This is a genomic window from uncultured Parasphingorhabdus sp., assembly GCF_963975735.1.
Taxonomy (GTDB): Bacteria; Pseudomonadota; Alphaproteobacteria; order Sphingomonadales; family Sphingomonadaceae; genus Parasphingorhabdus.
The window spans coordinates 436,912-460,712 of sequence record NZ_CAXBIA010000001.1; the positions used below are offsets into that span (position 1 = coordinate 436,912).

29 protein-coding genes, 1 tRNA gene and 1 pseudogene are annotated in these 23,801 nt (G+C 56.5%); 8 read left to right on the top strand and 23 right to left on the bottom strand.

The window, feature by feature from the left end:
* Positions 1-23 precede the first annotated feature (23 nt).
* The 9 genes from AACZ86_RS02075 to AACZ86_RS02115 form a co-directional block, all read right to left on the bottom strand.
* Positions 24-803 (bottom strand): transglutaminase family protein, encoded by a 780-nt coding sequence (locus AACZ86_RS02075; protein ID WP_339689003.1) that lies wholly within the window; start codon positions 801-803, stop codon positions 24-26.
* Between the two features lie 111 nt (positions 804-914).
* Positions 915-1,616, bottom strand: coding sequence for a 50S ribosomal protein L1 (gene rplA / locus AACZ86_RS02080; RefSeq protein WP_339689005.1), 702 nt, complete (start codon positions 1,614-1,616; stop codon positions 915-917).
* 4 nt (positions 1,617-1,620) lie between these two features.
* Positions 1,621-2,052, bottom strand: coding sequence for a 50S ribosomal protein L11 (rplK, locus tag AACZ86_RS02085; protein WP_176280762.1), 432 nt, complete (start codon positions 2,050-2,052; stop codon positions 1,621-1,623).
* A gap of 200 nt (positions 2,053-2,252) precedes the next feature.
* The gene (locus tag AACZ86_RS02090) at positions 2,253-2,780 is read right to left on the bottom strand and encodes a GNAT family N-acetyltransferase (RefSeq protein WP_339689006.1); all 528 of its coding nucleotides are present in this window, start codon (positions 2,778-2,780) and stop codon (positions 2,253-2,255) included.
* Between the two features lie 15 nt (positions 2,781-2,795).
* A complete protein-coding gene (nusG, locus tag AACZ86_RS02095; RefSeq protein WP_176280761.1) occupies positions 2,796-3,332 on the bottom strand; it encodes a transcription termination/antitermination protein NusG in 537 nt (178 codons plus the stop codon).
* A 27-nt stretch (positions 3,333-3,359) separates the two neighbouring features.
* Positions 3,360-3,554, bottom strand: coding sequence for a preprotein translocase subunit SecE (gene secE, locus AACZ86_RS02100; RefSeq protein WP_176280760.1), 195 nt, complete (start codon positions 3,552-3,554; stop codon positions 3,360-3,362).
* Positions 3,555-3,697: 143 nt separating this feature from the next.
* On the bottom strand, positions 3,698-4,273 hold the full coding sequence (locus AACZ86_RS02105) for a hypothetical protein (protein WP_339689008.1): 576 nt from the start codon (positions 4,271-4,273) through the stop codon (positions 3,698-3,700).
* Entirely contained in the window at positions 4,267-4,959 is a 693-nt protein-coding gene (locus tag AACZ86_RS02110; RefSeq protein WP_339689009.1) for a DsbA family protein, read from the bottom strand. Before AACZ86_RS02110 ends, AACZ86_RS02105 begins: the two co-directional genes overlap by 7 nt.
* A 47-nt stretch (positions 4,960-5,006) precedes the next feature.
* Positions 5,007-5,894, bottom strand: coding sequence for a phytanoyl-CoA dioxygenase family protein (locus AACZ86_RS02115; protein ID WP_339689010.1), 888 nt, complete (start codon positions 5,892-5,894; stop codon positions 5,007-5,009).
* Between the two features lie 151 nt (positions 5,895-6,045).
* Between AACZ86_RS02115 and AACZ86_RS02120 the strand changes: the two genes are divergently transcribed.
* A complete protein-coding gene (locus AACZ86_RS02120; protein ID WP_339689011.1) occupies positions 6,046-6,612 on the top strand; it encodes a TetR/AcrR family transcriptional regulator in 567 nt (188 codons plus the stop codon).
* A 3-nt stretch (positions 6,613-6,615) separates the two neighbouring features.
* On the opposite strand, the gene AACZ86_RS02125 is transcribed toward AACZ86_RS02120, so the two are convergent.
* Positions 6,616-7,005 carry a VOC family protein gene (locus AACZ86_RS02125; protein WP_339689013.1) on the bottom strand — a complete coding sequence of 130 codons (390 nt, stop codon included), beginning with the start codon at positions 7,003-7,005 and terminating at the stop codon, positions 6,616-6,618.
* 28 nt (positions 7,006-7,033) lie between these two features.
* Positions 7,034-7,109: transfer RNA gene (locus AACZ86_RS02130), tRNA-Trp, on the bottom strand.
* Positions 7,110-7,351: 242 nt separating this feature from the next.
* Between AACZ86_RS02130 and AACZ86_RS02135 the strand changes: the two genes are divergently transcribed.
* Positions 7,352-7,720 (top strand): PilZ domain-containing protein, encoded by a 369-nt coding sequence (locus tag AACZ86_RS02135; RefSeq protein ID WP_339689014.1) that lies wholly within the window; start codon positions 7,352-7,354, stop codon positions 7,718-7,720.
* A gap of 81 nt (positions 7,721-7,801) precedes the next feature.
* Positions 7,802-8,350, top strand: coding sequence for a cupin domain-containing protein (locus tag AACZ86_RS02140; protein ID WP_339689015.1), 549 nt, complete (start codon positions 7,802-7,804; stop codon positions 8,348-8,350).
* Positions 8,351-8,368: 18 nt separating this feature from the next.
* Here AACZ86_RS02140 and AACZ86_RS02145 read toward each other — a convergent pair whose 3' ends face one another.
* The 3 genes from AACZ86_RS02145 to nhaA all read right to left on the bottom strand — a co-directional run bounded on the left by AACZ86_RS02145 (position 8,369) and on the right by nhaA (position 11,305).
* A complete protein-coding gene (locus AACZ86_RS02145; protein WP_339689017.1) occupies positions 8,369-9,565 on the bottom strand; it encodes an aromatic ring-hydroxylating dioxygenase subunit alpha in 1,197 nt (398 codons plus the stop codon).
* A 75-nt stretch (positions 9,566-9,640) separates the two neighbouring features.
* The gene (locus AACZ86_RS02150) at positions 9,641-10,036 is read right to left on the bottom strand and encodes a YbaN family protein (RefSeq protein WP_339689018.1); all 396 of its coding nucleotides are present in this window, start codon (positions 10,034-10,036) and stop codon (positions 9,641-9,643) included.
* Positions 10,037-10,087: 51 nt separating this feature from the next.
* Positions 10,088-11,305: a Na+/H+ antiporter NhaA gene (gene nhaA, locus AACZ86_RS02155; protein WP_339689019.1), complete on the bottom strand. Its 1,218-nt coding sequence runs from the start codon at positions 11,303-11,305 to the stop codon at positions 10,088-10,090.
* 383 nt (positions 11,306-11,688) lie between these two features.
* Here nhaA and AACZ86_RS02160 point away from each other — a divergent pair, with 383 nt between their 5' ends.
* Both AACZ86_RS02160 and aat read left to right on the top strand, forming a co-directional pair.
* Positions 11,689-12,594, top strand: a complete 906-nt coding sequence (locus tag AACZ86_RS02160) for a hydrogen peroxide-inducible genes activator (protein ID WP_339689021.1) — start codon at positions 11,689-11,691, stop codon at positions 12,592-12,594.
* A gap of 63 nt (positions 12,595-12,657) precedes the next feature.
* The gene (gene aat, locus AACZ86_RS02165) at positions 12,658-13,515 is read left to right on the top strand and encodes a leucyl/phenylalanyl-tRNA--protein transferase (protein ID WP_339689022.1); all 858 of its coding nucleotides are present in this window, start codon (positions 12,658-12,660) and stop codon (positions 13,513-13,515) included.
* A 35-nt stretch (positions 13,516-13,550) separates the two neighbouring features.
* On the opposite strand, the pseudogene AACZ86_RS02170 reads toward aat, so the two are convergent.
* The 5 genes and pseudogenes from AACZ86_RS02170 to AACZ86_RS02190 form a co-directional block, all read right to left on the bottom strand.
* Positions 13,551-13,991 (bottom strand): annotated as a pseudogene (locus AACZ86_RS02170) (DUF2155 domain-containing protein); the annotation flags it as partial.
* Positions 13,988-14,395 (bottom strand): NADH:ubiquinone oxidoreductase subunit NDUFA12, encoded by a 408-nt coding sequence (locus AACZ86_RS02175; RefSeq protein WP_339689024.1) that lies wholly within the window; start codon positions 14,393-14,395, stop codon positions 13,988-13,990. The gene AACZ86_RS02175 and the pseudogene AACZ86_RS02170, both read right to left, overlap by 4 nt.
* An 81-nt stretch (positions 14,396-14,476) precedes the next feature.
* Positions 14,477-14,980, bottom strand: coding sequence for a DUF192 domain-containing protein (locus tag AACZ86_RS02180; RefSeq protein WP_339689026.1), 504 nt, complete (start codon positions 14,978-14,980; stop codon positions 14,477-14,479).
* 17 nt (positions 14,981-14,997) lie between these two features.
* A complete protein-coding gene (locus AACZ86_RS02185; protein ID WP_339689027.1) occupies positions 14,998-15,636 on the bottom strand; it encodes a cold shock domain-containing protein in 639 nt (212 codons plus the stop codon).
* A gap of 147 nt (positions 15,637-15,783) precedes the next feature.
* Positions 15,784-16,266, bottom strand: a complete 483-nt coding sequence (locus tag AACZ86_RS02190; protein ID WP_339689028.1) for a regulatory protein RecX — start codon at positions 16,264-16,266, stop codon at positions 15,784-15,786.
* A 222-nt stretch (positions 16,267-16,488) separates the two neighbouring features.
* On the opposite strand from AACZ86_RS02190, the gene AACZ86_RS02195 reads away from it, so the two are divergent.
* The gene (locus AACZ86_RS02195; protein ID WP_339689029.1) at positions 16,489-18,219 is read left to right on the top strand and encodes a fatty acyl-AMP ligase; all 1,731 of its coding nucleotides are present in this window, start codon (positions 16,489-16,491) and stop codon (positions 18,217-18,219) included.
* 88 nt (positions 18,220-18,307) lie between these two features.
* On the top strand, positions 18,308-20,677 hold the full coding sequence (locus AACZ86_RS02200) for an EAL domain-containing protein (protein ID WP_339689030.1): 2,370 nt from the start codon (positions 18,308-18,310) through the stop codon (positions 20,675-20,677).
* A 15-nt stretch (positions 20,678-20,692) separates the two neighbouring features.
* On the opposite strand, the gene AACZ86_RS02205 is transcribed toward AACZ86_RS02200, so the two are convergent.
* The 4 genes from AACZ86_RS02205 to AACZ86_RS02220 all read right to left on the bottom strand — a co-directional run bounded on the left by AACZ86_RS02205 (position 20,693) and on the right by AACZ86_RS02220 (position 23,330).
* The gene (locus AACZ86_RS02205) at positions 20,693-21,427 is read right to left on the bottom strand and encodes a ParA family protein (protein ID WP_339689032.1); all 735 of its coding nucleotides are present in this window, start codon (positions 21,425-21,427) and stop codon (positions 20,693-20,695) included.
* A gap of 43 nt (positions 21,428-21,470) precedes the next feature.
* Entirely contained in the window at positions 21,471-21,821 is a 351-nt protein-coding gene (arsC, locus tag AACZ86_RS02210; RefSeq protein WP_339689033.1) for an arsenate reductase (glutaredoxin), read from the bottom strand.
* A gap of 104 nt (positions 21,822-21,925) precedes the next feature.
* Complete coding sequence (locus AACZ86_RS02215; RefSeq protein WP_339689035.1) at positions 21,926-22,465, bottom strand: (2Fe-2S)-binding protein; 540 nt, start codon at positions 22,463-22,465, stop codon at positions 21,926-21,928.
* A 100-nt stretch (positions 22,466-22,565) separates the two neighbouring features.
* Entirely contained in the window at positions 22,566-23,330 is a 765-nt protein-coding gene (locus tag AACZ86_RS02220) for a class II aldolase/adducin family protein (RefSeq protein ID WP_339689036.1), read from the bottom strand.
* 259 nt (positions 23,331-23,589) lie between these two features.
* Between AACZ86_RS02220 and rpsU the strand changes: the two genes are divergently transcribed.
* Complete coding sequence (gene rpsU / locus AACZ86_RS02225) at positions 23,590-23,796, top strand: 30S ribosomal protein S21 (protein WP_067197663.1); 207 nt, start codon at positions 23,590-23,592, stop codon at positions 23,794-23,796.
* The last annotated feature ends 5 nt before the right edge of the window (positions 23,797-23,801 follow it).

Genomic DNA, 23,801 nt, shown 5'->3' on the forward strand with positions numbered 1-23,801 from the left:
AAGCCGGAAATTGATCGTGGGGTTCAGGCGCGCGCTACGCTTACCCGTTGCTCGACCATATTCATGCTGCCGAAGGCGGTGAGGAAAGAGACGTCGGTGGCGTCGCGTCCGATGCCGATCACGGCCATATCCGACGCCTTCGCCATGCCGGTGGGGTCTACCAGATGCCAGCGGCCATCGAGAAACACCTCCGGCACGGCGTGAAAATCCTGCGGCCGGACATCGGGCGCATAGGTGCTGGCGAAGCGCGCCGGGATATTGGCCGCGCGGGCCATGCTGATCATGATATGGGCATAGTCGCGGCACACGCCCTTGCGCGCGGCAAAACATTGCTCGGCGTTGCTGTGGACGTTGTCCGCGTCCGATCCGTAGGTCATGGTCTGTTCGATGTAGGCGGCCATGGCCGCCACTAGCGGGCCACCGCTCAGACCGGAAAATTCACCGGTCACCACCTGATCGAAAGCATTGACCGAACAATAGAGCGAGTTGAACAGATAAGGCACGGCGTGGCCGGGCAAGTCATTCAACGCGGTCGCGGGCAGGGTGGCAAAATCGGGATTGGCGCGGTCGATTGTCACCAGCGCATCATATGAGATATCGAGCTTTTCCTGCTGCGTGGTCCACAGCCGGGTGCCGACGCCGTCATGGGCCGGGACAAGGGACTTGCTGTCTGTTGGTCCGACAAGCATTTCGCTGCTCGTCAATATCTGGTCGGCGGTTGCGGCCGCTTCGACCTGGACCAATATCGTGCAGGGCGCGGGGAGGCGGTAGGATAGGTCCGCGCTGATCTGCAATATCGTCATAACGGTCCTTATCATATATCCGGGGCATGAAAAAAGGCCGGGCTTGCACCCGGCCTTTTTCTAACAGCTTGTTACGTCATCCCGGCTTTCGCCCGGGCGACGCGTGACCAATTAAGCGCCTTCAATCTCGCCGAGATCAATCTTGAGGCCTGGCCCCATGGTTGTGCTCAGACCGATTTTGCGGACATATTTGCCCTTGGCGCCAGCTGGCTTTGCCTTGACCACGGTGGTAACCAGTGCATCGAAATTCTTGCGCAGATCGGCTTCGGAGAAGCTGGTCTTGCCGATGCCGTTGTGGATGATCCCGGCTTTTTCGACGCGATATTCGATCTGTCCGCCCTTGGCGTCCTTGACCGCTTGCGCGACATTCGGGGTCACCGTACCAAGTTTCGGGTTTGGCATCAGGCCTTTGGGACCAAGAACCTTACCGAGACGACCGACAACACCCATCATGTCAGGGGTTGCGATAACGCGATCATAGTTGAGATCGCCGGCTTGCATGGCTTCCATCAGATCTTCAGCGCCAACGGTATCGGCACCGGCTGCCTTGGCTTCGTCTGCTTTCGCATCCTTGGCGAAGACGGCAACGCGCGCTGTTTTGCCGGTTCCGGCTGGCAGCGAGATCACGCCGCGGACCATCTGGTCAGCATGGCGAGGATCAACACCGAGGTTGATCACGATATCCAGCGTTTCGTCAAATTTGGAAGTCGAAGCGAGGCCTTTCAGCGTCTTGATTGCTTCATCGATGCTGTACAGTTTTTCGCGATCAACTTTTGCATTGATCGTCTGCATTTTTTTGGAGAGTTTTTTCATATTCTTATCCCTCCACCACATCGACGCCCATCGAGCGCGCGCTGCCTGCAATGATTTTCATAGCCTGTTCAATGCTGTTGGCATTGAGGTCGGCCATTTTGGTTTCGGCAATTTCCTTGATCTGCGAAGTCTTGATCGACCCGCCAGAAACTTTGCCTGGTTCGCTTGAACCTTTTTTCAGCTTGGCGACCTTCTTGATCAGGTAGCTGGCTGGTGGTGTCTTGGTTTCAAAGGTGAAGCTGCGATCCGAATAGACGGTAATCTTCGTCGGGATCGGCGTGCCTTTTTCAAGCTTGTCTGTTGCGGCGTTAAACGCTTTACAGAAATCCATGATGTTGACGCCGCGCTGACCCAATGCTGGGCCGATTGGCGGGGATGGATTTGCAGTACCGGCGGGCACTTGCAAATTGATGTAGCCATCAATTTTTTTAGCCATTTGGCTGTCCTTTTCTTTCTATTTCCGTCCTTCGACAAGCTCGGGACGAGCGGGCCCAGGGGGTCGGATCAAATTAAGTGGTCAAACAGAGACTGGTGTCTCTTCCCACGATGGAGCCATCGCCTTTTTCGCGATAACGCGGGCCGCATAAGGGAAGTTCGGCAGATTGGCAAGCGATTCGGGAAAGCGGGGCAGCGCTCTCAATCGCGGAGCGTCAGCCGGTACAGAAATTCTGCATCACAATGATCGCCGACCATGAACGTCGTGTCGGCAATATGCTCAAAGCCATAGCGGTGATAAAAGGCCTGTGCGCGGAAATTGTCGGCATAGACGCTCAGGATGATCTCCTCGCAGTCTCGTTCGCGGGCGCTGGCAATGACCCAGTCCATAAACTGCCCGGCCAGGCCGGTGCCAAACTGGCTATCGTCGAGATAGAGTTGCGACAGTTCGATCGCGCTGGCCTTGCCCGGATCATAATCGACGCCGATTCGGGTGGAAATCTTGCAATAACCGACCAAAGCGCCGCTGGCCTCGTCTTCTGCCAGACGATAGACGGTCTGGGCGTCGGCTATGTTCGAAGCGATGCGGGCTTCGGAATGCGTCTGCGCCAGAAAGCTGGCCAGATCGTTGCTTGAATACAGAGTCCCGAAGGCGCTGGTGAATGTGGCTTTGCCGAGCTCCGCAAGCGCCTCGACATCGTCAGGACAAGCAGGGCGAAGCCGGATCAAGTGCGAGAGACAGTGCTAGCTGATCAGGTCGACTTCGCCGAAGTCCAGTTCGACCGGGGTTGCGCGACCGAAGATGGACACGGAAACCTTAACCTTGTTCTTGTCGAAATCGAGTTCCTCGACAATGCCATTGAAGCTGTTGAACGGGCCGCTCTTGACCTTGACCTCGTCGCCGATTTCGTAGCTGACCGTGATCCGTTCTTTCGGAGCGTTGGCCGCTTCTTCCTTGGTGTTGAGAATGCGGGCAGCTTCGGATTCGCTGATCGCCTGCGGCTTGCCGCTGCTGCCGAGAAATCCGGTAACCTTGGGCTGGTTCTTGACCAGGTGATAAACATCATCGGTCATTTCCAGCTTCGCCAGCACATAGCCGGGGAAGAATTTCCGTTCGGACTGGATTTTCTTGCCGCGTTTGACTTCGGTAATGGTCTCGGTCGGGACTTCGATATCCTCGACCAGTTCGGTCAGGCCGAGACGCTTGGCGTCAGCCTCGATGGCTTCCTTGACCTTGTGTTCAAAGCCCGAATAAGCGTGAATGATGTACCAGCGTGCCATGCGAATAACCTAAAAATCTGTTGGGAATTAAGCGAGGCTCAAGAGCCAGGCGACAAGCCCGTTAAAAACCGAATCAACACCCAGAAAAAACAATCCGAGAATAGTCGTCATGATCAGCACGAGGATCGCCGTACGGACGGTCTCGGGCCATGTTGGCCAGACGACCTTATTGGTCTCGGCCTTGACCTGATTCATGAATTCGCCTGGATTGACTTTCGCCATGCTTGATTCCTTAAATTCGCTTCCCGGTTTCCGCATAAACTCCGGGTGTCAGTCGTTTGACCGTGTTCGGATATATGCATGATTTCGGAAAGAACCAGCCCTTTAACCGCAGATTCCCGGATTCGCAAGAAAAGAGTGGGATTTTACGCGACTTTGGCCGCTTCGATCAGGGACCGTATCCACGGAAGATGCTCGCGGCCAACGAACAACTGGTCGGCAATCAGATAAGATGGTGATTCGAAAATACCATATTCTTCCGCCCGGGCTCGAATCGAAAGCAGTTTTTCACTTGCCGATTGCGGGTCGGGGACGTGCTTTTGCACCGAAGAGAGCAGGGCCGCCACGACCGTTTCATCGTCGAGGTCTGCCTGTTCGCTCCAGTAAGCGGCAAAGGCGGCGCGGATGAACGGGACGGGATCGCCATCGATGCCGGCCAGTGCTGCCAGCGCGGCATCGCTGCCGGCAGGCGTCTCTGCGAAATGCATGTCGCGGCCCTGAACCGCTGCATAATGCAGCCAGGTATCGCGCTGGGAGAGGGCGCGGACGCGGCGGTGACGTTCGCCCACCGTTTCTTCGGCCTTCTCTTCGGGGATCAAAAACGGCCGCACCGAGAAGGGCAGCCATTCAATCTGCACGCCGGTTTCCCGCGCCAGATCCAGTGTCGGTTCGAGCGCCAGACAGGATGCAGGCGATTTGAAATCGATGGTGACGGTCAGCATGGTTGCGCCTCCATTGTGTCAATCTCGTAGGCGATATCGGGGGCAGGGCCGTTCCGTCCAGTCAGGTGCCAGCGGACATAAGGCAAATGTTCGCGCCCAAACAGGATCGTGCCGTCAAAGACATAGGTTGGGACGCCGTAAATGCCGGCCGGGTGGAGTTGAGCTTGGAGCGCGTCATGCTGCGCGCGGCCTTCGCCTTGCTGAAAGGCGGCAAAACCGGTCGAGTCGATGCCGGCCGGCTCAAGGGTTGCTGCGATGACCGTCACATCCTCGATATCCAGTTCGCGCCGCCAGAAGGGCGGATAGACGGTTTGCAGATAGTCGCCGAGCCGGTCGCGATCCTTCTGCATCGCCCATAAAATCCCGATATTGGCGATCGATGAATCCCATATTTTCTCGGTACCCTTGAGAATATGCCCCTGACGCTCGACATAGCGGCGCGCGTCGCGATAGCCATATTTGATCCGCTCCCACTGGCTCGCGCTGCGGGTGCTTTCTACGACTTTGCCTTTGCTTTTGCGCGCCGATCCCAGATAGCTGGGGATATCGAGGGTGAGCGGTCGCCAGTCAAAACGCATGTCCAGCGCTTGCTCCAGCGCCAGCGTGGGCTGGATGGCGGCAAAGGCATAGGGGCTTTTGATGTCGATATAGACGATCAGCGGTGCGTCGCTCTCCAAGGCTTTCATAGATAATCTCCCTCGGAAACAGACAAATTGGTCGACAAATTCGTCGGTCAGGCCGTTCCGTCCGACAATTTCCGGCTCGGGTGCATGCCGTCGACATAACCCATGAAGGGCGGGTGGATATTGTAACCCAGCAGTTCCTGCACCCGCTTCGGGAAGCGCGCTACTTTTTCAGGCGATACCGCGAGCAATTGCTGCTCCAGCGGCCGGCACCATCCCTTGCAGAATTGCGGCGTCACTATCAGGCGATGGGCATCGGAATCATTGCCGCCGCCGCGATGCCATAAAGTTCCTTTTGCGATCATCAAGGAGCCAGCCGGCATGGTCGCCTTTATCATGTCGGGATGGTCATCCTTGCCGCCGTCTTTTTTGTCCGTGACGCCCGTTTTGAAATCGGAACCGCGGTTGGCGCCGGCAGGCTGTTCGTCCCCCCATTTGTGGCTGCCCGGAATGATTTCAGTGGCGCCATTTGTCTCGGTCGTTTCGCTGATCGACCAGAAAGTCGACAGGCTGAGCGGATCGCGCGGCCGGGCCAGACCACAATGGCTGTCATCAAAATGCCAGGGCTGGACGGTTTCTCCGGGATGCAGGTTTATCGCCAGACAGGCATAGAGCAGGCAGCTTTCGCCCAGCTCCCGTTCGGCAAAGGCCAGTTGCAACGGATGGGATATCAGATCGGCAAATACCGGATCCTTGTCGAGCATCCCGTAAATCCGATTGGACTGCGAACCTTCGAAATTGTTGCGACCGCGGATATCGGCATCGATCCATGGTTTGAGCGCCGCGCGTTGTTGTTCCAGCTGCCCGGAGCTCAGGACATCGGTGAAGATGACATAGCCCTCCTCCTGAAACTGCTCCCATGCATCTTCGAAACTGCGACCGTGCAAATAGGGGCTCAAATCCACCCTGGATGTTTCGATCCTGCTTTCGACATTCATCGGCCCGCTCCTCGATTCGACGTTGAGCATTTTCCTAGCAACAATTTGAATTGAATTCAATTCAAATTGTTGCTAGGAAAATGCAGCCGAATGGACAAGGAGACAGGCAATCGCCGTTCAGAGCAAATCCGCCGAAAATTCCGATCGCAAGATGTTGCGCGCCGCCAAGATTCTGGCCGCTGCAGAAATGATATTGCGCGAAGGTGACGGCGAACTTGAAATGGGGCAGGTTGCCGAGCAAGCTGGCGTATCGGTCGGCCTCGCCTATCATTATTTCGGTTCCAAATCCGGCATGCTCGGCGCGATCATCGATGCCTTTTATGATCGCTACAACCATGTCGTGAACCAATATATCGATCCCGATATCACATGGCGCGTACGCGAGAAACGCCGGCTAATGGCCGCTGCAGAATTTCTCTATAATGACCCGATGGCTCCGGTCATTCTCGGAAAAATGGCCCAGACCAACCAGGTCGCGGCGGTTGAGTCCGCGCGTCACGAAGAAATGATTGAAATGGCAATCCGCAACATCCGATCCGGGATCAAACGCGGTGACATTGGCACCCATATAGACCCTACCTTAGCCGGCGCGGCGATTACCGGAGCGATACGCAGCGGGATCATGCACGCTATGGGCATGCGCCCGCGGCCGGATCCGGCGAAGCTCACGCATCAGATATGGGGCATGATCGCAGGCGCTCTCGATATCGAGCGATAGGCCTCAATAGCGTTCGATGAGATCCCATTTGTTTCCGAACGGATCGCGCCACTTGACGACCTTGCCGTAGATTTCCTCGCGGGGTTCTTCGAGAAAATCGATGCCGGCGCGTTGCATGATTGCGAAATCACCGTCGAAATCATAGGTTTCCAGAAACAGGAAGACACGGTCTCCGGCCTGTTCGCCGATAACTTCTTCCTGAGCCTCGTTGGTTGCGCGGGCCAGCAAAAGACGGGTTTCGGTGCTGCCTGGCGGGGCGACCAGCACCCAGCGCTTGTCCTCGTCCAGTGGCGTGTCTTCGATCAGTTCAAACCCCATCAGGCCAATATAAAATTCGAGTCCCTGATCATAGTCGGGAACAATCAGGCTGATGGCGGAAATAAACTGGGGCATGAAGATTTCAGTATATTGGCGGGAAAAATGGCAGGAGTGCACGGACTCGAACCGTGGGCCCTCGGTTTTGGAGACCGATGCTCTACCAACTGAGCTACACTCCTGTACGGGCCGTATCGCCCTTGCGAAACAGCCGGTTCGCGCGCCTTAGCGTCCCCCGATGATTTCGGCAAGCGTGATTGTACCGCGGCAATGCAAATTCAAAGATGGTTAACGAGGAATGGATGTCTGTTTACCGCGAGGGGAAAGGCAGAGTTCACACATATGCGGGTATTTAGGGCTGTCGCTAATGGGGTAGCGGCTATGGCGGCATCGCCAAAGCGAGGACCACGCTCAGGAGACTGAAATGCCAGATTCGACAACCCACATGCCTTCGGCAGTGGCAAATGACGACGTTCAGCGCATGTCTTATGCTATCGCTTCTGCCGAAGATCGATGTGCTCCGCGCCAGCGGCTTTCGATTCCGGCGAAAATGCGGTTTTCCTGCTCCAGCAGTTTTTCGGTGGAAGTGACGGATATGTCGCTTGCCGGATTTGCCTGTGACGCCTTGCTGGCAACGACTCCGGGCACCTTGTGCTGGCTGACGCTACCGGGACTCAGCGCGCTTGAGGCGGAAGTCGTCCAGCATAGCAAGCACGGCATGGGTTGCGCCTTTAAAAACCTGCTCAACCTGGCGGTTTTTAACCATTATGTTGCCAAATATCCGGCCAAATAAGAAGCTCCCAGTAATTTCTCTGCTTTTCCCGAGGATGCATGTGCTGCTAGGTTGCTGATTCAACCTGGTCCGGAGGTATATATGAAAGACGCTGGCACCTCTAATCCCAAAAAGCCTGAGCCTTTAAAAGTCCTGCGAATATTCAGGGGCAAGGATGCGCCCAGTCTCGATGAGGCGGGTCATATGACCTATGCCGATGACGATCCGGTGATTCTGGACGGCGCGGCCCGGCTTGGCGAAGCGGGCATAGGCGAGGGCGCTGTGCTGAAATGCTTGTTCAGCGGCTTTGGCTTTTCGCTCCACTATGTCTGGTTCAAACCCGGTTACCCGTTACCGCTGCATAGCCATGACAGCGATTGCCTCTATTATCTGATCAGCGGCGATATCCGGATGGGTACCGAGGAAATGGCCGCGGGCGACGGATTTTTTCTGCCCGCCGGCACGCCTTATACCTATACGATCGGTGATAAAGGCGTCGAGCTGCTCGAATTCAGAACCGAGGAAGATTTCGATATCCGGTTCAAGGGCAAGGCCGACGCCTATTGGGAGAAGATGCTCGAAAAACTGCGCGCCGAGCAACCCAAATGGAAAGAGGCGCTGCCCCCGGTCAGGGAATATCGCAACGTCTGAACCGGGGCCTGGTCCGGATCACTCCGCTGCTTGCAGCTGCGGCGCAAAAATCCGGTTCAGTTCGGCATCATCCGCCTCGGTCAAACGGTCCACCCATTGGTGGAAGGCCTGTCCGCCGCCTTCGTTGCGGCCAAACCAGACCTTGTCGATCAGGCCCGATTGCAGCGATTCATGCTGGCGTTTTCCGGTCTTATAATCTTCTTCGGCAACCACAACTTCCAGAAAATCAAACTGCTCTCGTGCGCCTTGCCGGACAGCATCGTCGGTCGGTTCATTCTCCATCACGTAAAATTGCGTGGTGAAACTCTCGCCAACGGTCTTGCCAGGGAATAGCTGGGATATCATCGCCCCGCGCCCGCCGCCACCATAGAAGCTGGCGATCGAGATATGCGGGAAGATCGTCCAGACGCCCTGTAACAGTGCGTCGATCGGCCAGTCTTTTTCGTCCATCTCGGTGAGATCAAGCTTCTCGTCGCTGCCGGTTTTCTGAATGAATTTCGATGGCGAGGACAGGCGCTGATGCGGGCCCCAGGAGAAATAATTGGCCCGGTTGAAGAAATCCGCGCCGAACGTGTCCTTGTGCAGCACCGGCAGGTGATAGAAGTCGAGATAGCCGTCATAGGCGGTCTTCCAGTTCGGCCCCGGAATGGTCCGCTGATCAAACAGGTGCCAGCCGTCGAAGCCGAAATGTTCGAGCAGGCTGTCATAGCCGCAGAGATAGGATTCGATATCAAGCGTGCTGTCCGGATCGAGCGTCGCCCAGATCAGACCGGCCCGCTCCAGCGTCGGGAATTTCTGCAGACAGAAAGCCGCCTTGTCGACGGTCCCGAAATCTTTCGGGGAGGCAATTGCGAGCAATTCGCCATCATTCTTGAAGGTCCAGCCATGATAGCCGCAGGTGAAGCGCGACGCCTTGCCGCTGCCCTGGGCCACCGGATTGCCGCGATGGGTGCAGCTGTTGAGAAAGGCCTGTGCGGTGCCATCCTTCTGCCGCGTCATCAGCACCGGGATGCCGGCCATTTCCATCGCCTTGTAACAGCCCGGCTCGGGCAGTTCGCAGGATGGCGCCATCATGAGCGGCAGGCGCTTGAAGATCAGTTCTTTCTCGCGCTCGAAACGCGCTTCGTCGGTATAGTCGGATGCGGGCACTGCGACCACGTCATCGACCAGCTCCATCGTATCCGCCTTGCCATGCTCAACCAGTGAACGGGTCATTTCCAACAATTGCTGCCGCGACATTTTTTTCTCCTAGATTCAAGCGGAGATTATCATATTCGCGCGCAGCGGAAACTATTCTTTATGCGAAGGGGGTCGCGCCGGTAATTTCGATGGATCGGGCTCGTTGCGGGTCCAGATCCAGCTGCCGCTGATCAACGCGGCGGCTATCGGAATGAGATTCCACGGCAGTTTGACAAAGAGCAGTGCGATCACGCAACTGACCGCAAAGGCGACCGTCGCCGACCATTTTCCGCGCCGGGTGATCGCTCGCCGGTCGCGCCAGTTCTTGATATGGGGGCCGAAGATGCGATGCTCGACCAGCCAGGCTTCGAGCCGCGGCGAACTATTGGCGAAGCAGAAGGCCGCAAGGATCATGAAGGGCACCGTTGGTAGCAGTGGCAACAGAATGCCGATGCTGCCCAGTGCCAGCGAAGCCAGTCCGGCCAGCAGATAGAGTTGCCGTTTCATCCCTGCGCTCTATCACGCTTTGCGGCGAATGCCGACAGATTCGATTGACCATTATCGGGCGGGAAATTCATCACCTTCAGCTGCCATGTTGCGATTGTCACAGCCTGATGATGACAGGAAGCGCAGCAGGCAATAGCCGAGCAGACCGGAAATCAGCGAACCGCTGATCACGCCCAGTTTGACGGTTTCGATCTGGCCCGGATCGACAAAGGCGAGATTGCCGATAAACAGGCTCATCGTGAAGCCGATGCCGGTCAGGCAGGCGAGACCATAAAGTTGCAGCCATGTGACTCCGTCCGGTCGCTTCACCAGACCGATTCTCGTCGCCAGATACATGAAGCCGAACACGCCGACTTGCTTGCCGACGACCAGTCCGGCGGCAATGCCGAGCGCCAGAGGTGCCATGAGATCCGTCGGTCTCAGTCCGGCAAGTAACACGCCGGCATTGGCGAAGGCGAACAGGGGCAGCACTAGAAAGGCTGTCCAGGGGTGCAGGAAATGTTCGAGATGTTTGAGCGGCGAACTTCCGTCCTTGGCGTTGAGCGGTATTGCCAGCGCTGCGATCACGCCGGCGAGGGTCGCATGGACGCCGGATTTCAGGACGCAGATCCACAGAAAGGTGCCGACCAATATATAGGGTGCGGTCCGGATCACACCGAGCCGGTTCATCGCGAAGAGGATCACGGTTGCGCCACCGGCGAGCAATAGCGAGAAGGTCGATACTTCTGCGGTGTAGAAGAAAGCGATGATGATGATCGCACCGATATCGTCGATAATCGCGATCGCCAGCAGCAGGATTTTCAAAGATAGCGGCGCATGTTTGCCGAGCAAGGCGAGCACGCCGAGCGCAAACGCGATGTCGGTTGCTGCCGGTATCGCCCAGCCGTTGATATTTTCCGGCACCGTCCAGTTGAAATAGAGGAATATCAGAGCCGGGACAGCCATGCCGCCGATCGCGGCAACGACAGGTAGCGAGGCTTGCTCGATAGTGGATAGCTGCCCTTCGAGCAGCTCGCGCTTCACTTCCAGTCCGACAAGAAAGAAGAAGATCGCCATCAGGCCGTCGTTGATCCACAGCGACAGCGGCTTGGCAATTTCCAGCGCACCAAATTGCACGGCAACCGGGATGTCGAGGAAGCCGAGATAATAGGGATTGAGCGCGCTATTGATGGCGACCATTGCGGCCACTGCAGCGCAAAATAATATGATGCCTGCGCTGGTTTCCTGCCTGATAAATTCCTGGAGGGCAGCGCGCGCCTTTTTCACCATCGGGATATCATCCTCTTTCTGAAAAATCGGGGCGGTCAGCGCTTGAGGGTGCGCTGCCGCCCCAGTTGTCGGGGGAAAGGGAAAATGATCTAGGTGTTCTGGTTTGCTGGACCATGTTGATGCTCGCGGATGCGTTCGGCCAGGCTGCGCTGCAGCATTTTCAGCGCTCGCCTTTGTTCGTCATTGCCGTGGCCAGCCGCGATCCGGTTGTCCGCTTGCGGGGTTTTTGTACCGGGCTGTTGCTATATTCTTCCACGATATATCCTCTTTTTATCGCACCTTGACTGCGATATGGTTGATATGAGGCAAATCGCGTGATAACTCCAATCGAATGAAATCGTAAAAAGCGATAGATTTCTTCTATAGGATGGAGTGACCGCGCTATGCCGACTTTACGCCAGTTTGAATATCTCGTGGCGGTCGCCGACCATGGCCATTTTGGCAAAGCTGCCCAGGCCGCTGGCGCCTCGCAACCAACCCTGAGCCATCAGTTGCGCGCGCTCGAACAGAGACTGGGTGTGACATTGGTAGAACGACGCACCCATGGCGCCGAGCTTACGCCAGTCGGCCGGGAGATTGCTTCCCGCGCGCGTCATGTGCTGGTCGAGGTGAAGGATATTCGCGATCTGGCGGAGCGGGCAAGCGACAGTCTGGCGGGAATTTTGCGGTTCGGGGTTTCGCCGACCCTTGGTCCCTATCTGATGCCACCGGTGATCGCGGGGCTGCATCGCAGCCGCCCGGACCTGCGCTTCTATATGCGCGAGGGCATTCCAGACCTGCAGGCGATGGAACTGACCAAAGGCTCGATCGATATGCTGCTGGGCCCCTTGCCGATCGAGGGCGAGAATCTGCATATCGAACCGCTGTTTCGGGAACCGCTCATTCTGGTCGCGCCGCCGGATCATCCGCTGGCATCGAGGGAGGATCTGGTGCTTTCCGATCTCGCAGGACTGCCGGTGCTGAGTCTGGACCGTCGGCACCACCTCCATCGCGACGTGGTACGCCAGTGCCAGCAGCACGACATGAACCTTTTGCGCGATTATGAAGGCACCAGCCTCGATAGCGTTCGGCAAATGGTCGCATCGGGTCTCGGGCTGGCGATATTGCCGGAACTCTATGTCCGTTCGGAACTGTCGCGCGGCGGTGATGTCGCGTTGCTCGACGTCGAAGGCTGGTCGGTGACCCGCAGCATTGGTGCCGCCTGGCGCACCAACGCCGGCTTCGCCAGCGAATATGCGGCAATTGCAGAGAAAATTGCTGACGAAGCCCGGGTGTTGATGTCCGCATGACGGATCGCAATCGGTGCCGATTTCCATTTGTCCGAACGGGGCCGATAAGGTTATCTGATATTCATGGCCATTAATCTCGACCTGCTGTTGAAAGCTTATGCATCGGGCATATTCCCGATGGCGGACGCGCGTGATGATCCGGACACATTCTGGGTGGAGCCGAAGGCCCGGGCGATCATACCGCTCGACAATTTCCAGATGTCGCGTTCCCTCCGCAAAACCATCAGGTCCGACCGTTTCAGGGTCAGCGCCGATACGGCCTTTGCCGACGTGATTGCAATTTGTGCCGCGGCGGCGTCGGATCGCAAGGAAACCTGGATAAATGCCGAAATCGAGGAGGCGTTTAACAGTCTGCACCGGCTGGGCTTTGCGCATAGCGTCGAATGCTGGCAGGCGGATGATGCGACCGGCGAGGACAGGCTTGTCGGTGGTCTTTATGGCGTGGCAATCGGCGGGGCTTTTTGCGGGGAAAGCATGTTTTCCCGGACCCGCGATGCTTCAAAAGTGGCCTTGGCCTGGCTCGTGGCCCGCCTCAAAGTCGGAGATTTCGACCTGCTCGATTGTCAGTTCATGACGGACCATCTGGCGTCATTGGGTGCAATCGAAATCAGTCAGGACGACTATGTCGACCGGCTGAGAAAAGTTCGATCCTATGTGCCGTCTTCGGATTCGGCGATCAGGTCACCGATTACATCGGCCGGCGGCCTGTTCGCCGCAGGAGCGGATGGAGTGGCGGGGACCGGTCGAACGGATGGAGCCACTGGCGCAGCGGTTTCCGGCACGGTTTCATTCGGCGCGCTGGATGTGCTGTTGGCGAGATTGGATGAAGATGCTCGCGGTGCGGTAGGATTGACCGAATCTCCGGGCGTATCCTCCTCACCGGGGAAGCTCATTGCGCAACTCTTGACCCAGACATCATAAATCGGGTGCTCGACAACATTCAGCGACGGTGATTCGCGAAACAGCCAGCCGGAGAAAACCCGCTTCCACTGGTCTTCGCCGGATCGATCGGAAGGTCGTTCGTTGACCAGAAGCTGGACAAAGGCCCCTTGTTCGGGAGTCAGTTCCCAAGGTGCGGTTTTCTCGCATGCACGCAAGCGGACGATCGCGCGCCCGATACGGATCGACTGGCCGGGGCGCAGCTCGAGATCCCGGGTAAGGCCGTTGCGTTTGTTAAGGAAGCCGAGCGTGGCGACGCGCTCCGCCATCGGCGTCCCTATCTGATCGGTCGCCGAGGCTACCAGATCATTATCGCTTGCAGCCGCTACCTCGGCTTTTTCAGCTGCCTGGCCGGTTGCATTTTCCTCGACATTATCGCCAGTGAACCAGCTACAGCCGGTCAGCAGGATCGTTGCCAGAATCGGGAATAATATTGAGTGGCGGGCCATGCCTGTCATTCCGCTTCGGCAGGGTTCCAGGATTCATAATCTCCGGTCGCTGCTGCGCGGTGGCCGCCTTCTTCCAGTGCGCCGGCAGGACGATAGGCTTGCGCGGTGCCGGTCAGATTCCCGCTGGGTTGCTTTTCCCAGATGCGGGCTTGCGGCAAATGGCTTTCGGGAATTTCGTCATAGCTGTTGTGGAGCCAGCCATGCCATTCGGGTGGCACGCGGCTGGCATCATTGGCACCGTTATAGATAACCCAGCGCCGTCTGGCGGGGTGGCCGGAGCTTTCCTTTTTCGACTGGAAATATTTATTGCCAAAGACATCTTCGCCGACGCCTTCGCCATTGCGGGCACTGAACAGGGCCGTGCCGATAGTCGCGCCGTCCCACCAAGTGAATATTTTCGCCAATATGCTCATGCCGTCCGCTTAGCCCCGCAGGTACGCGCTCCGCAATGAAAAAATGTCAAATCGGATGGATGTTTGCGGACGGGAACCGGATCACTGCCAGGTGACGATGTCACCGGGTTCGATACCCAGTTCAGCCGCCCGGCCTGCCGCAATTTCAAACACGGTGGCAATCGGCTCGTTGGAGAGAACCGGATCGAGCGAATAGGGGGTGGTATTGGCCGCAATCGATTCGATTGTTCCATCCCTGCGGATGAATATAATATCGAGCGGAATGACGGTATTCTTCATCCAGAAACTGGCGAGGCGATCTTCCGGTAAAGGAAAAATCATGCCTTTGTCATCCGCCAACTTGTTCCGGAACATCAGACCGCGAGCCTGCTGAGCGCTGTTTTCTGCGACTTCGACGATGAAGGCATGCGACGCGTCCGACGTCTGGACGCTGAGCGGTACCTGCTTGAGACCCGCCTCGGAGAGCGGCAATGCGCTTTGCTGGTCGGTTGCAGCGGTTTCACCGGTTCTGGCATTGCAACCGGACAGGCTGAAAGCGGACAGCAGCAACAGGGAAAGCGCTATCGCTTTTGGCCTTTTGTTCATTTGAATGATTTTCTTCTTCAGACTGGAGACGACAGGCAGACTTGTACGGCCATGTGGCCCCGGTCACCATCTTTTATGCAGGCCCGTAATCGCTGGCCCGGAATGACCTCGGCGATCCCCGCGTCGCGGAGCGTTTCCATATGCAGGAAAATATCGCCGCCAATTTCGCTGCTGACAAGGAAACCATATCCTTTGGCGCGATTGAACCATTTTACTTCGGCGTCGGTGAACGCCGGATGATCCTTATCGACAGCCGGTACCGACTGTTGCCCGCCTGATGTCGATCGCGGCCCGTTTTCTGCCACGCAAGTTGAAAGGTCGATGTCGAGAATTTTTGTCGCCTGCAATCCTTTGGGTGCGCGCACATATTCGCAGGTGATTGTCGCCATTTCCGGCAGTTCCCGTTTGCCCAGCGGTTCAAGGAGACTCCAGTGAATCAATATATCCGATCGGGATGTCGAGCCGTTGTCGCCAGAATCCCTGTCGTCAGAATCGTCTTTCTCGGGAACGATGAAGCCGAACCCGCGATGACAGTCGAACCATTTTACCCGGCCCCTGGTGCGTAGCACTTCGACATCAGCCGATGAATGATCATCGTCGCTGGCGTGGGCTATGTAAATATCCGCAGGGGCTGTTTCCGCTAATAAGCTTACCACAATGCATCTCCGAACAAAACTAAGCTAAATCAAGAGTCTATTAATTTCCGACTCGGTGTCAGGCTTATATCACGGCAAATATATCATAATAATTGTAAACTGGCGATTCTCCTGCCTTGACATACCAGTCCAGGGGCGCCGCTACGGCTAGTCTTCCGATATTATGTCTTCGCCCGGTTTGGCAAAGACAAAGCGTGACGCCACGTCGAAATCATGGCCGGCCCGCAGGAACGCCTGCAATTGCTTGCGGCATTTATCGGCGTCCTGCTGGGTTTCGGCATAGGGTCCGATCCGCCGTTTGCGGGCAAATTTTTCCGCCGCCATCCAGCTGTTCGATTCACTGATCTGGAAGGCTTCGCGCCCGTCCGCTTCACCGATACCTGCCTGGTATAGCGCATGTGCGACACGGCGGGTGCCATAGCCACGCCGGTTGAGGGCAGAGGCTTTGTTTTGTGCGTATAATGCGTCATCAATATAACCGAGCGAGGCCATGCGCTCGACCAGCTCCTCGACTGCGGGAGGATCGGCATCCTGCCATTCCCGTTCGCCTATTTTCCGGTGCAGATATACCGCCAGTTTTTTCCGGCTCGTTGCATATCGTTCGACATAGCGTATAGCCAGCCGATTCAAGCTCTCCCCATTTAACGTTTTAACGCTGTTTTTCAACGGCTTGGCCTTCTGGTTTGACGTTTGCCCTTTTTGTGCCACAGTCGGGCCGAAATTTAAACGCCAGAGGTTATCAATGACATAGTTAGAAGAGTCTGAAGGGCGGTCGAAAATCGACCATATTCCCTTACCGAATGAAGAAGATTGGTTTTTAGGAAGGCTGGACCTTCCGGAAATGGATATTGGATGACCGAATTGACAGCAACGCCGACCCTGGATGAGCTTCCCCGCCGTTTCTCGGATTTTAATACGCTGGGAGATGCTCTGGATTATGCGGCGCGAGGACAAAAGGGTTTCAATTTTCACGATGCCCGTGCTGCGCTTGTCCGGGCCTATCCGTTCAGCGAACTGCGTGAAGATGCGTTGGCATTCGCAAAACGACTGATCGCATTCGGTATCAAGCCGGGCGACCGGGTGGCGCTGATTGCCGATACCGAACCCCAATTTTGCGCGCTGTTTTTTGGCGCTGTCTACGCCGGTGCATGGCCGGTGCCACTGCCATTGCCGACTTCCTTTGGCGGCAAGGAAAGCTATATCGAGCAGATCGGTGTGCAACTCGACAGCTGTACTCCGGCGCTTTTGCTGTTTCCGGACGAGATATCGGAATTGGCGGAGGCTGCTGGCCAGTCGCGGGATATTCCGGCTTTCGGCTGGGATAAATTCGCCGAACAGGATGCGCCCGATACACAATTGCCGCAAGCCGACGGCGGCGATATCGCCTATCTGCAATATTCCAGCGGCTCGACCCGCTTCCCGCATGGCGTTGCGGTCTCGCACAAGGCGTTGCTGCATAATCTCGGCTCGCATGCACATGGCATGCTGATTAACGAGACAGATCGCTGCATATCCTGGCTGCCTTTCTATCACGACATGGGTCTGGTCGGCTGTTTCCTGTCGATGGTCGCAAACCAGGTTTCTACCGACTATCTCAAGACTGCGGATTTTGCGCGGCGGCCCTTATCATGGCTGGACCTGATTACCCGCAATCCCGGAACGTCCTGCAGCTTCTCGCCTACTTTCGGCTATGACATCTGCGCTCGCCGGATTGGCAGCCAGTCCAATGTCGAGGAACGGTTCGATCTTTCGCGCTGGCGACTGGCGGGCAACGGCGCCGACATGATCCGGCCCGATGTGATGCAGCGGTTTACCGATGCTTTCGCGTCGGCGGGTTTCGACGCCAAAGCTTTCCTGCCGAGCTACGGTCTCGCAGAAGCCACGCTTGCCGTGACATTGATGCCATCGGGCGAAGGGATGGAAGTGGAACTGGTGGAAGAAACCGAGCTTTCCGGAGAGAAACAGAGCGACGGCAGTCGCCCGAAACGGTTCCGCGCGATCGTCAACTGCGGCAAGCCCGTGCGCGATACATTGCTGGAAATCCGCGAGGAAAATGGAGCTGTGCTGGCGGAAAAAACCGTCGGCAAGGTCTGGATGAAAGGCCCGGCGGTGATGGAATGCTATTATGGCGATCAGGAAGCAACCGATGCCTGTCTGGTGGACGGCTGGCTCGATACCGGTGACATGGGATATCTGTCTGACGGCTATCTCTATATTGTCGGCCGCGCCAAGGACATGATCATCATCAATGGCAAAAACCATTGGCCGCAGGATATCGAATGGGCGGTGGAACAATTGCCCGGCTTCAAGGCCGGCGACATTGCCGCCTTTGCGATTACCACGCCTGGCGGGGAAGAAACGCCCGCTGTGCTTGTCCAATGCCGGACCTCGGATGAAATCGAGCGTTTGCGGCTGCGGAACGAGATCAAGGAAAAGGTCCGGGCGATCACGGGGATGAATTGTGTGATCGAACTGGTACCGCCACGGACATTGCCGCGCACCAGTTCCGGCAAGCTAAGCCGGGCAAAGGCGCGGAATCTCTATCTTTCCGGTGATATTCAGCCTTATGCGGTCGCGGCCTGATTGGGCCGAGTTTCTGTCAATCGGAATTTGCACGAAAATTTGGCCTGATCCTTACGTTTCGCTAAGGTTTTCGGACTAATAGCGATGTGTGCAAAAGATTCTCTCCCAATCCGGTTTGCCGCGGGAAATCCCGCTGAGCATTTTACTCGGCCTGACTGACCCCGAAGGGGTCGAGTGGGGCCGGATTCGTGCGTTGCAGTTTAACGGTATCCACCAGCATAGTTTCCTGAAGATTGTTTCGGCGATTGTATGCGGTTTGTTGACGATGCAATGGGGGGCCGGTCTGATCAACGGTCTCTACCTCGGCCTCTGGCTGACGGCATTGTGCGCATTATATGTTTATTCCCATATATTGTACCGCAAACAGTCGACGTGGCAGCGGAGATCGATCGATCGTGGCGAGACCGCCATGGTTCATCTGCTTTCCCTCGCCGGCGGCTTGATCTGGGGCAGCGCATTTCTTCTCTTTGCCTTCCATACCAATTTCGCGACCCTGGTCCCGCTGTGGGCCATGATCATCTGTCTTATGGTGGGGTCAGCGATAATGTTCTCGGCGATCCCGCTGTGCAGCATCCTGTTTATCTCCTCGTCCAGCGCGGCGATGGTCTTCGGCTGGCTGCATAACGGCAGTGTCGAGCTGGCATTTGTGTCGGGAGCGATCGGGGTTCTGTTGGTCTCCGCCTGTCTGATGACCGGACGATCCTTCATTGACCGGAAGGTTGCAGAAGCGAGTCTGAACGAGAAAAGCGAAGTGGTCAGCTTGTTACTTAAGGAATTCGAGGATACCGGAGCCGACTGGCTGTGGCAGACCGATACATCACGGCGGATGACGCATGTCTCGCCGCGATTTGCCCATGCTGTCGGCCAGCCCGCAGATGTGATTGAAGGCAAACCGTTCCTGCAGCTTGTCGCCGGAGAATCCTGGGAGAGCGGAAAATTTTCAAATGCTCTGCACGAACTGGCCGACAAGTTGAAACGGCGCGACAGTTTCAGTAATTTGCTGGTGCCGGTCCAGATCAATGGCGAGAACCGCTGGTGGGAATTGTCGGCCTCGCCGAAGCTCGATGATAATGGTATGTTCCACGGATTTCGTGGCGTTGGATCGGATATCACCCAGCAGCGCGAATCAGCAGACAAGATTTCGCATATGGCCAGATTCGACACGCTGACCCGTTTGCCAAACCGTCTGCAGCTGACCGAAGCGCTCGGGAAAGCACTGCAAGCGGCCGAGAAATGGAGCGGCCGCTGCGGCTTCATGATGATCGACCTTGATCGCTTTAAGGCAGTGAATGACACGCTGGGACATCCGGTGGGTGACCGCTTGTTAACACGTGTGTCGGATCGACTGCGGTCGCTCATGACCGACAACGAGCTTTGCTGTCGCCTGGGCGGCGATGAATTTGCTATCGTGATCAAAGACGCCACCGATCTGGATTATGTGGAAGCGCTTGCCCAGCGTATCATCGACAGATTGTCGCAAATTTATGAAATCGACCAGCATACGCTCTACATCGGTGCCAGCGTCGGGACGGCAATTGGACCGCGCGACGGTCGCACCGTGGAAATGCTGATGCGCAGCGCCGATCTCGCTCTTTATCGGTCTAAAGATCAGGGCGGCGGCGCCTATAATCAATATGAGCCGAAACTGCACGTGCAAGCCGAAGAACGACGGGTGATGGAAATTGCCCTGCGCAAGGCGCTGGAGAAGGGCGAACTGTCGTTGAACTATCAACCGGTGGTCAGTGCTGACACGGGCGGAGTCGTCGGTTTTGAAGCGCTTCTGCGCTGGACCAGTCCGCAGTTTGGAATTGTATCGCCAGCGAAATTCGTGCCGCTGGCCGAGGAGGCGCGGCTGATTGTTCCGATGGGAGAATGGGTCTTGCGAACGGCTTGTCAGGAAGCCATGAACTGGCCCTCCTCCGTCAAGGTTGCCGTAAACGTCTCCGCCGACCAGCTGACCGAAGTCAATTTCCTTTCTACCATTGTATCGGCGCTCGCGGACAGCGGGCTTCCTCCGCACCGTCTGGAGATCGAAGTGACCGAGAGCATTTTCATGCGCGAGGGCACCGGGGCTGCAGAAATGCTTGATAAGATCATTGCGCTGGGGATCAACCTGTCGCTCGATGATTTCGGGACTGGCTATAGCTCGCTCGGCTATTTGCGCAAAACGCGTTTCACGACGATCAAGGTCGATCGCAGTTTTGTTCAGGGTGCTGCGAAAAAGGCGCCGGAGAGTCTTGCCATCATCCGTGCCGTTGTAGCGATGGCGGATGCCCTGGGCATGTCAACGACCGCCGAGGGCGCCGAGACAGAAGAAGAAGTGCAGATGATCAAGCAGCTGGGCTGTACCAAGATCCAGGGCTATTATTTTGGCCGGCCGATGGTCGCGGAAGACGCGCGGATATTGTTCGACACATTTGATAGCGAGCAACTGGAATATAGCAGAAAATCTGCATAGGTCGGTGCGACCCGCCTATTTTTTCGCGAGCCGCTTTTCAATTCCCCGCCAAATGCGGGCATAAGCCTGGGCGGCAGGGCTGCGGGGCGCGAAACTGCCGATCGGCTTTCGCAATTTCGTCATATGTTCAACAGCGCTCGACATCGGGATAACCGGCCATTTCGGCTTGTTGAGCAGGCCCTCGTTGTGAATGGTTCTCCGCCGGTCGACCATTGTGTAGACCGGTAGCAACGGTGCGTGTTTTTTCCCGGCGCTGTTGAGAAATATCTGCACATCGCTAAGCGCGCGTTCTGAGAGTGGCGACGGTATGGTCGGGACGATTACAATATCCGCATTGCGCAGGATTTGTTCGCTGGTCTCCGACAGGCCGGGCGGGCAGTCGAGGATGATCCGGTCATAGTCCTTGCCCAGTTCCTTGAGCAGCTTGCCGAGATGTCGCTTTTTACCGATCTGGAAAAACAGCCGGTCAAGGCTGCGCAGCGAAACGTCTGCGGCCAGCAGATCGAGATTGTCTATTTCCGTATGTTTGATCAGCTTGGCTGGCTTGACATTGCCGGCGATCATCGCACGCGCCCGATCTTTCTCGACATTGTTCCCGTTTAATATGAACGAAGCCGCGCCCTGCGGGTCGAGATCCCAGAGCAACGTCCGCCGGGAACTGCCGACAGCGCTATTCCATGCCAGATTCACCGCCGTGCAGCTTTTGCCAACGCCGCCTTTCATGCTGTATATCGCGACTACCGACATCATCTTTCCCGGTTTGTTTATTCCAATCCGCCGAAAGAGCCTCGTGTCAGAGTATCTCCTGCACGATTTCCTGCGGACGACACAATCTGACCCCCTTGTCGGTTTCGACCAGCGGCCGGTTGATCAGCATCGGCTCCCTGGCCATGGCATCCAGAATCTGGTCGCCTGTGGCGTCTTCTTTCGTCAGTCCCAGCTCTTCGGCCGGGGAACCGCGGACTCGTAAGCCTTCCTGCGGAGTCATTCCAGCGTCGCTGTAAAGCTGTTCCAGCTTGGCACGGCTCGGCGGGTTTTTCAAATATTCGACCACGGTCAGGTCAACGCCGGGCGTCTCTTCCAATATCGCCAACGTCTTGCGCGATGTGCCGCATTTCGGATTGTGCCAGATAGTCGCTTTCATGTTTCTCTCTCGATTCGCCAAAAGAGTTTCATAAACACGAATTGGCGGGTTGGTTCAAAGAAAACCCGAGGGACGCGAGCTTGGGCACGCAAACCTTAATTGCTTCAATCCTTTGGCGTCAACGCCGGAACCGCTTTGGCGGCATCTTCGGGATCGATTCCCGGAGGCGGCGCAGCGCTGAGCACCGCTTCCCCGCGCGCGACGCGGCCGGCGCGCTGGATCGCCTCGCGGATCCGCGGATAGGTTCCGCAACGGCAGATATTGGTGATTGCCTCGTCAATCGCGGCTTTCGACGGGTTGGAATTTTTCTTCAGCAATACCGCGGCTGCCATGATCATGCCGGACTGGCAGAAACCGCATTGCGGTACATTTTCTGCCGCCCATGCCTGTTGCACCGGATGGCTGCGATCACGCGACAGCGCCTCGATTGTGGTGACAAAACGGCCTTCCATCTCGCCGATGGTGACGAGACAGGAGCGGATCGCCTCGCCGTCGACTTCGACCATACAGGCGCCGCAATCGCCGGTGCCGCAGCCATATTTGGTGCCGGTGAGGTTGGATGCGTCACGCAATGCCCACAGGAGCGGTGTTTCCGGATCCATCCGGTACCAGACCGGTCGGTCGTTGACAGTAAATTTGGTCATAGCGTCTTGCTCGTCATCCTGAACTTGTTTCAGGATCTCCTGCGAGTGGTTTATGCAATAAGGGATGCTGAAACAAGTTCAGCATGACGAAAGCAGAATTTTACTCCCGCCAGCTTTGGTCTTCGCGATCCACCAGTCGCACCATCGCGTCAAATTCCGGAACGCCCTGCTGCATCGGATCGATCGAGACCTGCGACAGATTTTCCAGATGCTTCCTGATCACTTCCTCTCCGATCATCACCGGCTTGCCCATCGATAAAGTCTGCATCTGGATTTCGCAGGCGCGTTGCAGCACCCAGTGGTTGAGAAACGCCTGTTCCAATGTTCGGCCCATCACCACCGGGCCGTGATTCTCCAGCATCATCATCCGTTTTTTGCCAAGGCTGGCGAGGAAACGCGGTCCTTCATCCTCGTGCACCGTAATGCCTTCAAACTTGTGATAGGCGAGGCGCGGGACGATAGCGGCAGCGTAGAAATTGATCGGCTGCAGTCCGCCTTCGACCGAGGATACCGCCATGGTCGCGGTCGTGTGGGTGTGGATGATCGCATGGACATCGGGCAGTTCGCGGTGGAACAAGCTGTGCTGGGTAAAGCCGGCCTTGTTGACCGGGTAGGTCGAGCCATCCAGCGTGTTGCCGTCGATGTCGATCTTGACCAGAGTCGAGGCGGTCACCTCGCTGAAATGCAGGCCATAAGGGTTGATCAGAAAGGCGTCATCCTCACCGGGTACCTTGAGCGTGATATGGTTGAAAATCATTTCGTCCCAGCCGAGATAGGCGAAAATCCGGTAGCAGGCCGCAAGCCGCTGGCGTGCTTTCCATTCTTCTTTGCTGCAACTGGACTGGATATTGATCGCGGTGGCCATTTTTCTCTCCTCGAATCGGTTTTTATAGTCTCTATACATCAACCTATAGCAAAGCCCTGAAAAGATGAATCCAAAGCTCCGGTCATTCGCGCATTGAATCGCGTAAAAGCTTGCCTCGGTGCCGAGAAATTGATAGGCGGCGCGAGATTGAAGCAGATTGATTCTGCTGCAAACCCTTTTTTATGGCTTTTACACTAATATAGGCCAGAAGAAATTGCTTCTGGACCGCTACGAAATTTGAACGGAGTTACTCAGTCTTATGCAAATCATGGTTCGCGACAATAATGTTGATCAGGCCCTCCGGGCGCTCAAGAAGAAGTTGCAGCGCGAAGGCGTCTATCGCGAAATGAAGCTTCGTCGCCACTATGAAAAGCCATCCGAGAAACGTGCTCGCGAAAAGGCTGCTGCCGTGCGCCGCGCCCGCAAGATGGACCGCAAGCGTATGGAACGTGACGGACTGATTTAAGCGCT